7 protein-coding genes are annotated in these 6,869 nt (G+C 56.4%); 1 reads left to right on the top strand and 6 read right to left on the bottom strand.

The window, feature by feature from the left end:
• Positions 1–190: 190 nt before the first annotated feature.
• Together EXR70_24555 and EXR70_24550 are read right to left on the bottom strand one after the other, a co-directional pair.
• Complete coding sequence (locus EXR70_24555; GenBank protein ID MSP41668.1) at positions 191–928, bottom strand: hypothetical protein; 738 nt, start codon at positions 926–928, stop codon at positions 191–193.
• A gap of 243 nt (positions 929–1,171) precedes the next feature.
• Positions 1,172–1,588, bottom strand: coding sequence for a hypothetical protein (locus tag EXR70_24550; protein MSP41667.1), 417 nt, complete (start codon positions 1,586–1,588; stop codon positions 1,172–1,174).
• Positions 1,589–1,900: 312 nt separating this feature from the next.
• Between EXR70_24550 and EXR70_24545 the strand changes: the two genes are divergently transcribed.
• Positions 1,901–2,809, top strand: a complete 909-nt coding sequence (locus EXR70_24545) for a hypothetical protein (protein MSP41666.1) — start codon at positions 1,901–1,903, stop codon at positions 2,807–2,809.
• Positions 2,810–2,838: 29 nt separating this feature from the next.
• On the opposite strand, the gene EXR70_24540 is transcribed toward EXR70_24545, so the two are convergent.
• From EXR70_24540 to EXR70_24525, 4 genes are all read right to left on the bottom strand, one after another.
• Entirely contained in the window at positions 2,839–3,855 is a 1,017-nt protein-coding gene (locus EXR70_24540; protein ID MSP41665.1) for an ABC transporter substrate-binding protein, read from the bottom strand.
• Positions 3,855–5,153 (bottom strand): hypothetical protein, encoded by a 1,299-nt coding sequence (locus EXR70_24535; GenBank protein ID MSP41664.1) that lies wholly within the window; start codon positions 5,151–5,153, stop codon positions 3,855–3,857. The genes EXR70_24540 and EXR70_24535 overlap by 1 nt, the downstream gene beginning before the upstream one ends.
• A 39-nt stretch (positions 5,154–5,192) precedes the next feature.
• Positions 5,193–5,468 (bottom strand): hypothetical protein, encoded by a 276-nt coding sequence (locus tag EXR70_24530; GenBank protein ID MSP41663.1) that lies wholly within the window; start codon positions 5,466–5,468, stop codon positions 5,193–5,195.
• A gap of 69 nt (positions 5,469–5,537) precedes the next feature.
• Positions 5,538–6,623: an amidohydrolase gene (locus EXR70_24525; protein ID MSP41662.1), complete on the bottom strand. Its 1,086-nt coding sequence runs from the start codon at positions 6,621–6,623 to the stop codon at positions 5,538–5,540.
• Between the last annotated feature and the right edge of the window lie 246 nt (positions 6,624–6,869).

Below are 6,869 nucleotides of genomic sequence, written 5' to 3'. Positions count from 1 at the left end.
CCGCTTGCTCTGCTTTTTCTTTCTCGCCCACGCCAAACTCGCAAACGTTGTCTGCTCCCCCACGCTCTTTCCTCCCGCCTCACCTTGTCGGTCTTTCTGCTCTTCGTTATTAGACGACTTGCTAGATGACTTGTTCAGAGATTCCTAAACCAATTAATTTTTTGATCGGAGAATAATTTCTGCCGATTCTTTACACTTCCGGCGAACTCCATTTCAGATGGCGTTCGAGGAAATCTTCCACCAGTGGCCAAGACAGTTCTGCCGTGTGGGCGTTGTAACCTGGCGCGCCTGGGTCGACGAAGCCGTGGCCACCGAAGGGAAAGAAGTGCCATTCCAGCGGCTGGCCGTTTTGTTTGAATGCCTGCCACATCTGTTCCTGCACCGGCACCACTGTCGTCGCATCCTCGACGCCGTAGAGATTGATCGACGGACAGCGAATCTTCGCTACTGCTTTGGCCGGATGCACCGGCCGCAAAGGCGTCTCAGGCTCGTCGCGCACGGTCGGATAGTAACCGACGAAGGCGCGCACTTCCGGCGTCGCGGCGACGAAGTGAATCGCGATACGCCCGCCCATGCAGTAACCGCACACCGCCACGCGTTGCTTATTCACGTGGGACTGCGACAACAGGAAGCGCCAGCCTTCGGTCAATACACGAGTGAATTCCGGATCGGCAGTCTTGGCTTGGATCTGCGAACCGCTGACGATATGAGTCGGCTCGGGATAGCCGAGCTGCTCAAAGACATTCACCGCGAAGGTCGAGTAGCCGAGCTTGGCGAACTTGCGTGTTTCGGTCTTCATGTACTCGCCCAGCCCGCCCTTGGGATGAATCAGGAACAGCGCCGGCCCGGGATCGGCCCGATCGGGATAAGATAGATATCCGGCGATGCCATGCTCTTTGGTGTTGAAAGATTTTTCGATGATACGCATTCTGCCAACCTCACGGTCATTTATTTATATAGCAATGGATAACTAGCATGATCCGGCGCGAGCGGTAAAGAGCTACGTCGCCAAATTCACATCTAACCCTGACGGCTTTCGTCGCGCCGCGCACGCTCGATCTCCTCCTCGATTTCCTGGCCAAGCCATTCAGCGCTGGCGATGATCTTCGCATGATCGCCGCTGCCCTCGGCGATCAGCGCCAAAGCTTTTTTGATCTCGTTACGAATTTGTTTATTGGGATCCCAATACGCCTCCGAAGAGCGGCTCGAAACGATGTATTCGATCCAATCGTAAAGCCCCTGCAATCCGTTTTGCAGTTCGCGCAAACCTTGCGTCGAGTCTGCGCTTCTTACCAACACCAGACCGAGATAGAGCTGCGCCAGATAATCGTCGTCGCGCGCTTTTCAAAGCGCGTTCCAAAGATTGCCGTGCCGCGGCAAATCCAGCCGTGACATATTGGCTGCGCCCGACATAGGTCCAGATCCCTTCTTTAAAGTGCGCCGAAGTGTAAACGTAGTCGGGATCTTTACCGGCCGCATGTTCGAAGTAGCCAAGCGCCTCGGGAAAATTTTTCTTGAGCAGCGCTTGACGGCCGGACTGCACCAGGCCGCCCACTTGAAACGAGTCGCATCCGAAAAGCATCGCCATGAGCAGCAACCCCCTCGATAAATTCGTTCGAGTGAACATCGATTTGCTTTGTCGACCATCGGCCGCGGATAACCGCCCCGACCACCTTTTTACGTATCACGATCATCCGGCGAACTCACACCGAAACGAACAGTTTTGTGAATTCTACGCGCCCTATGCGACCAATCAGCGGCGCCGGGGAATCGGCATCGGGTAGTTTCAAACCGTTGCTGGCGCGAGCCGCGATAATCGATCATGGAATGGGATTTGCTCAACGAATGAGTGACCGTTCTGGGTTTATCACCAACACGTAATTGGGAGCTATTTGGCGCAATGCAATACGATCGACCACCGCAGAGTCTGCCTGAGACTAAAACCGTCGAAACACAATCATCGCAAGTCATTGCGCTCCCCGCATTGCCCTCCTTTGCCCTAACCGAAGCGTCGGACAATGTCATCGATATCGAAGTTCAGGCCGAGCACCTGCTCAACTACATCAACAAACTCACGTCCCTCGCCGATCGCGCGTGCAGCACGGCCATTCGCCAGTCGGAGTCGGCCCAACGCATGGAAGAGAATCGCCAGACCGAGATTCACTTTCTGCGCCGTCAGTTGGAACAAGCCAACGGTCAGTTTCGCGAGCAGCACCTGTCGATGACCCGCCTGGAGCAGCATTCTCGGGAACGCATCGAGATGCTCGAGAGCCAATTGCGTCAAAAAGAAATCTTTCGCATTCAGCGCGAAAAGGAGTTCATCCATTTGCGCAGCGAATACGACGCCCTGCTCAACCGCCAACCGCAAACCACCCAGTCGGTGCAAGACCATGAAGCGCGATTGAAACAGGAACTCGAACCGCTGCATCGGGAACTCGACGAACTCAAACTGCAAATCGCCAACCGCGACGAAACGCTGCAAAGCAAAAATCGCGAAGTCAAAGCGATGGAGCTGGAGTTCCGCGCCAAGATCGTCAACTTGGAACAACGGCTGCGCGACAGCCAAAACGAATTGCAAATTCTCGAAGCGAAACTGAAAGAAAAAGACACGCTGCTACAAGCCACCGCCGAAAAGGAGACCGAGATCGGCAATCTGATCAAGCGCCTCTCCAGCGAATGCGAAACATTGAATGGCGAGCTGCGGGAAAAAAGCCAGGTGCTGGCGCAGATGGAATCGAAGAAAGGCCAAACCAGCGCCGACGGTAAAATCTGGCGCAAAGTCATCGGCCGCTTGCAGGACGAATTGTAAACTTAACAACCCCGGCGAGTCGTTCGACTCTACCGATCGAACATCCCTTCGCGGTCCAAGCGCTCGACGAAGGACGAGTCGATCAGCGCCGCGACGTTAACGCTCCTCGCCTTAGGATTGGACTCGGCGATGATATCCATCAGAAGTTTCATCGCATGGGGATCGGCGTAAGGCTTTTTCAACATCATGTCGCGATAGGTTTCGTAGCCCTCCTCGATCATGATGCGGTTTTTATCCAGCGGCAGGCGCAGATACTTGGCCAAGATTTTCATGCTGTCGTCTTTGTTAGCTTTGTTGCGATAATACTGCATTCCCTCAGCCAGGCCGGCGACGAAGCGCGCCACGGTGCGGGATTCGTCACGCAAAGTTTTCTCCGACACCGCGACGATGTTTCGTAAATAGGGCACATCCAATGGCGCGAGATCGACCAGCAAGCGGTAACCCTCCTTCGCCGCCAACGTCGTGTATGGCGGGTCGAGAATCGCTGCCGGCACGCGATTGCCGAGCAAGGCTTCGAAGCGCGCCGATTTACCACCGATATTGAGCGGCACCACCTGCTCCTTGGTCAAGCCCAGCTCCCGTAAACAGAGCAGCAGCCCGGTATACGGCAATCCGGAAAAGCCGGTGATCGCCACCGACTTGCCCTTGAGATCGGCCGCCGAGCGGATCGACGGATGCACCGTCAAGGCGAGGTTCAAACCGCGCGCCGTGCCCATCACCATTTTCACCGGAAAGCCGCCCAGAGCACTATGGACGACTTTATCCGGCGCGGTCAAATCGAACTGAATATCGCCTGAAACCAGAGCATTGATGTCGTTGCTGCGGCTAAACGTCACCATGCGCGTGTCCAGCTCGCGCCGTTTGAAGAAACCTTTTTCCTCAGCGATATACGCCGGCAAATACATCGCCCCGCGCCCGCCTTCGCCGATGATGATCGATTTTACTTGCGCATGGACAAGCACCGGCATTAACCCTACGCCGAAAAACATCACCCGTATTACGTTCTTCCGAATCCGACCCATTACTCCATCACTCCAGTACTCCATCACACCACTCCACCATCCTCCACCGCCACTGTCTGCATTCTCGTCGCGGTGCGCCCTGGAATATACGCCGACTTAGCGCCAGCGCCGCCGGCGACGACGAGCCAAATATCTTCCGGTCGATCGACCACGCCAACCTCGCGCACCGCGCCGGGTTTGAACCAGAGCGGCCGTCGCTTGGCGAGCAATGCTAAATTTTCATCGGCGATCTTGTCGTAGGGCACGCGCGCGAGCGCGAACAGCTCGGCGCGCAATCTCTCTTTGGAAAAACCATCCCGAGCGAAGAGCGCCGCATGTTCAGGACAGATCACCCAAAGAACCTCCGTAGAGGTCACGCCGCTGGCCAAACCACCGGTCATTGTCAATGCGAAAGTCTTCAGCAACCCTGGCGCCGATTGGCTCGCCATGTCGACGGCGCTATAAACGCCGCTGGCGCCGAACATATGCACAGTGTCGCATTCGCGCACCAGGCCGCGTTCGACATGAAACGGTTGCCACGGACTCTCTTCTTCATTTTCAGCGAAACAAAAGCTGTATTTCGCCGGCTGCCCCAATGTCGACTTGTCGAAACTACCCGGTCGAGCACCGCCGATATTGGTCATGACTAAACGAATCGCCCGGCCGATGGTAGCGTTGGCGCGCCAACCCTGGCCAAGCGCGTTGGCGCCATAGTTGATCGCCAAGCGATTGCGGCAAGGTCCGTTGACGATCGCCAGCGGCGCGATATTCCCCGTGGTGGTCTGCAAGCCGTCGAGATTATAGCCCGGCCGCGTCATACCGCGCAGCGCGGCGAGAACGAGCGGAAAATATTCCGGCAAGCAGCCGGCCATCACCGCATTAGCGGCGATCTTTTCTGCCGTGGCGGCACCGTTCAACGGTGGAATCACGCCCAACACAGAATCCGCCGGTTTGCCGCCGGCGGCAAGCATTTTATTAACCGCCGCTAAAGTCGGCGGCAAAACCGGCAAGCCGTCGGTCCAGCCGCGCTCGAAAAAGTAACCGAACATTTCAGCGGGATCGCTAGGAACCGAAAAACCGGCGGCGCTGCTGCCCTCGCCGTTCTGCGCTGGAACTGAATTGGCCGGCGAAGTCGCGCTCTCGCCACGAACTAATTTCGCCACGATTTCATCGACCACCGACTCGGCCACCGCGCGCAAGGCATCTAGTGAAATTGTCCCCACCGGATGGGGCACTTTAACCAGCGGTAGATTTTTCACGCCGCGCGCCTGAGTTTCCGCGAGCGCCAGCTGCCAAAACTCGCGGCTCACCACCGTCGCGGTGGGAATGCCCGCGCTTTCCAATATCGCCGAGTCGTGGACACTCCACGACGTGCACGAGCCTCAATCGGCGAAGGCGTTGATGACCACGTCGCAACTACTAGCCAACTCCGCCAAACCGTCGGCCTCCATGCGCGTCATCTTGCGCTTGGGAAGCAGCGAAATGTCGGCATGGCGTGCCAGCAAAAGCGCGCCGACGATGCGCAAAAAATTGTCGGCGTTGGGTTTGTTATTGTCGAGCAAACCGACGCGCAATCCGGCCAGGTTGTCGAAGCGCCGCAACGCCAGCGCGGAACGCTTAGCCGCGCTCACGCCAACGGGATTGACGATCTCGATCATATCACTTCCCTTCACTTAGCCGGTGAAAAACCAACCAGAGAGCGATTAACCCAGCACTCCAGTTCTTCCTCATCCCAACGGCTTCAAGCCATAAAACCGCTCGGCGTTGCCATGCAGCACGGCATGTTTGTCGTCATCGGTCAGATGCTCGTTCTCGATGATTTCTTCGATCTCATGTTTGCAGTATTCGTTGTTGACCTCGTGGGGAAAATCGCTGGAGAACATGAACGGTTTATTGCCGACGGCTTCGATTAAATGATGCAAACCTTTCTCCGTGCCCTCGCAGCCGACGAAAATGCGCCCCGCTTCGACATGGCGGCGAATGTAGTCGCTGACTTTTTCGCCGGCCTTGAGTTGGAGATACTCTTTGCGCGGATCGTATTGGATGTGCGTCTCCCAGCCGCGGTCGAAGCGTTCCAAACAAGTTTGCAGCCACGACACGCCGGCTTCCATGAAGCCGATGCGGACGTTGGGAAATTTTTCAAAGATGCCGTTAAAGACGATGCCGGCAAACGCCACCATCTGGCCGACTGCATGGCCAAGCCCGTTGATCGGCGCGTAGGGCGTTAGCCAATCCATGCCCAACCCTTCATGGGCGCCGCCATGAACGCCGATGCAGCAGCCAAGCTTGCTCGCCTCTTCGTAGAACGGCCAGTATTCTTTATCGCCCAAATGGCCCTTGAAGCCGGTGGACGGCAGCATGACGCCGCAAAATTTTAATTCGTTCACCGCCCGGCGCATTTCCTTGATCGCTTCATCCGGCTCTTGCAGCGGCACCAAGGCCAGACCTTGAAAGCGCGGACTCTTTTTCAGATAGGTATCGGCGAACCAGTTGTTCCACGCGCGCGCCACGTCGACGGCGAACTCGCGGGTGATGACTTTACCGAAAGCCAAGCCGCCGGTGGAATAGAGCACCGCGCGCTCGATGCCGACATCTTCCATGAACTCCAGCCAGCCATCTTCGCGCACCGGACGAAACGCGCCGGGGACTAGCGTATAAAGCGTCGCCCCGTGCAGGTGATCCAGCGGCGGGAAAAGCCGCCCCTTGAAACGCCCGCTCTTAATGTAAGGCTCCGGCATGTACTGCAAGAGCGCATCCCAGTCTTCCATCACATGACCGTCGCCATCGACGACGGGAATCCCATTGCGTGCCATAAAAGTGCCCCCCCCCTTTTGTCTGCATAGAGTTTCCCTCTCTGTACCGCAGTATCGATACTGCAATCAATGGTTATTGACGTGACATCGAAACGACAGCTGTTGTAGCAAAGTGATTATGTCAGGGGTTAACGGCAACGTAATTATGTCAGGGTGGAAGGATGACAACCCTGACAATGAAAGACGAGAAACGACTAGACGTAATTCAACGAGTATATCGCAGCGAGATCACCGTGGTTGAGGCCG

Source organism: Deltaproteobacteria bacterium, from assembly GCA_009692615.1.
In the GTDB taxonomy this organism is placed as follows: Bacteria; Desulfobacterota; Binatia; order UBA9968; family UBA9968; genus DP-20.
Note: the sequence above shows the minus strand (reverse complement) of the source record. Positions and strands in the feature narration are given on the sequence as shown.

Bases quoted from the DNA above. Each gene is read 5' to 3' on its own strand.
- EXR70_24540 (MSP41665.1), bottom strand. From the start codon at position 3,855: ATGGAGTACTGGAGTGATGGAGTAATGGGTCGGATTCGGAAGAACGTA.
- EXR70_24525 (MSP41662.1), bottom strand. From the start codon at position 6,623: ATGGCACGCAATGGGATTCCCGTCGTCGATGGCGACGGTCATGTGATG.
- EXR70_24550 (MSP41667.1), bottom strand. From the start codon at position 1,588: ATGGCGATGCTTTTCGGATGCGACTCGTTTCAAGTGGGCGGCCTGGTG.
- EXR70_24545 (MSP41666.1), top strand. From the start codon at position 1,901: ATGCAATACGATCGACCACCGCAGAGTCTGCCTGAGACTAAAACCGTC.
- EXR70_24555 (MSP41668.1), bottom strand. From the start codon at position 928: ATGCGTATCATCGAAAAATCTTTCAACACCAAAGAGCATGGCATCGCC.
- EXR70_24530 (MSP41663.1), bottom strand. From the start codon at position 5,468: ATGATCGAGATCGTCAATCCCGTTGGCGTGAGCGCGGCTAAGCGTTCC.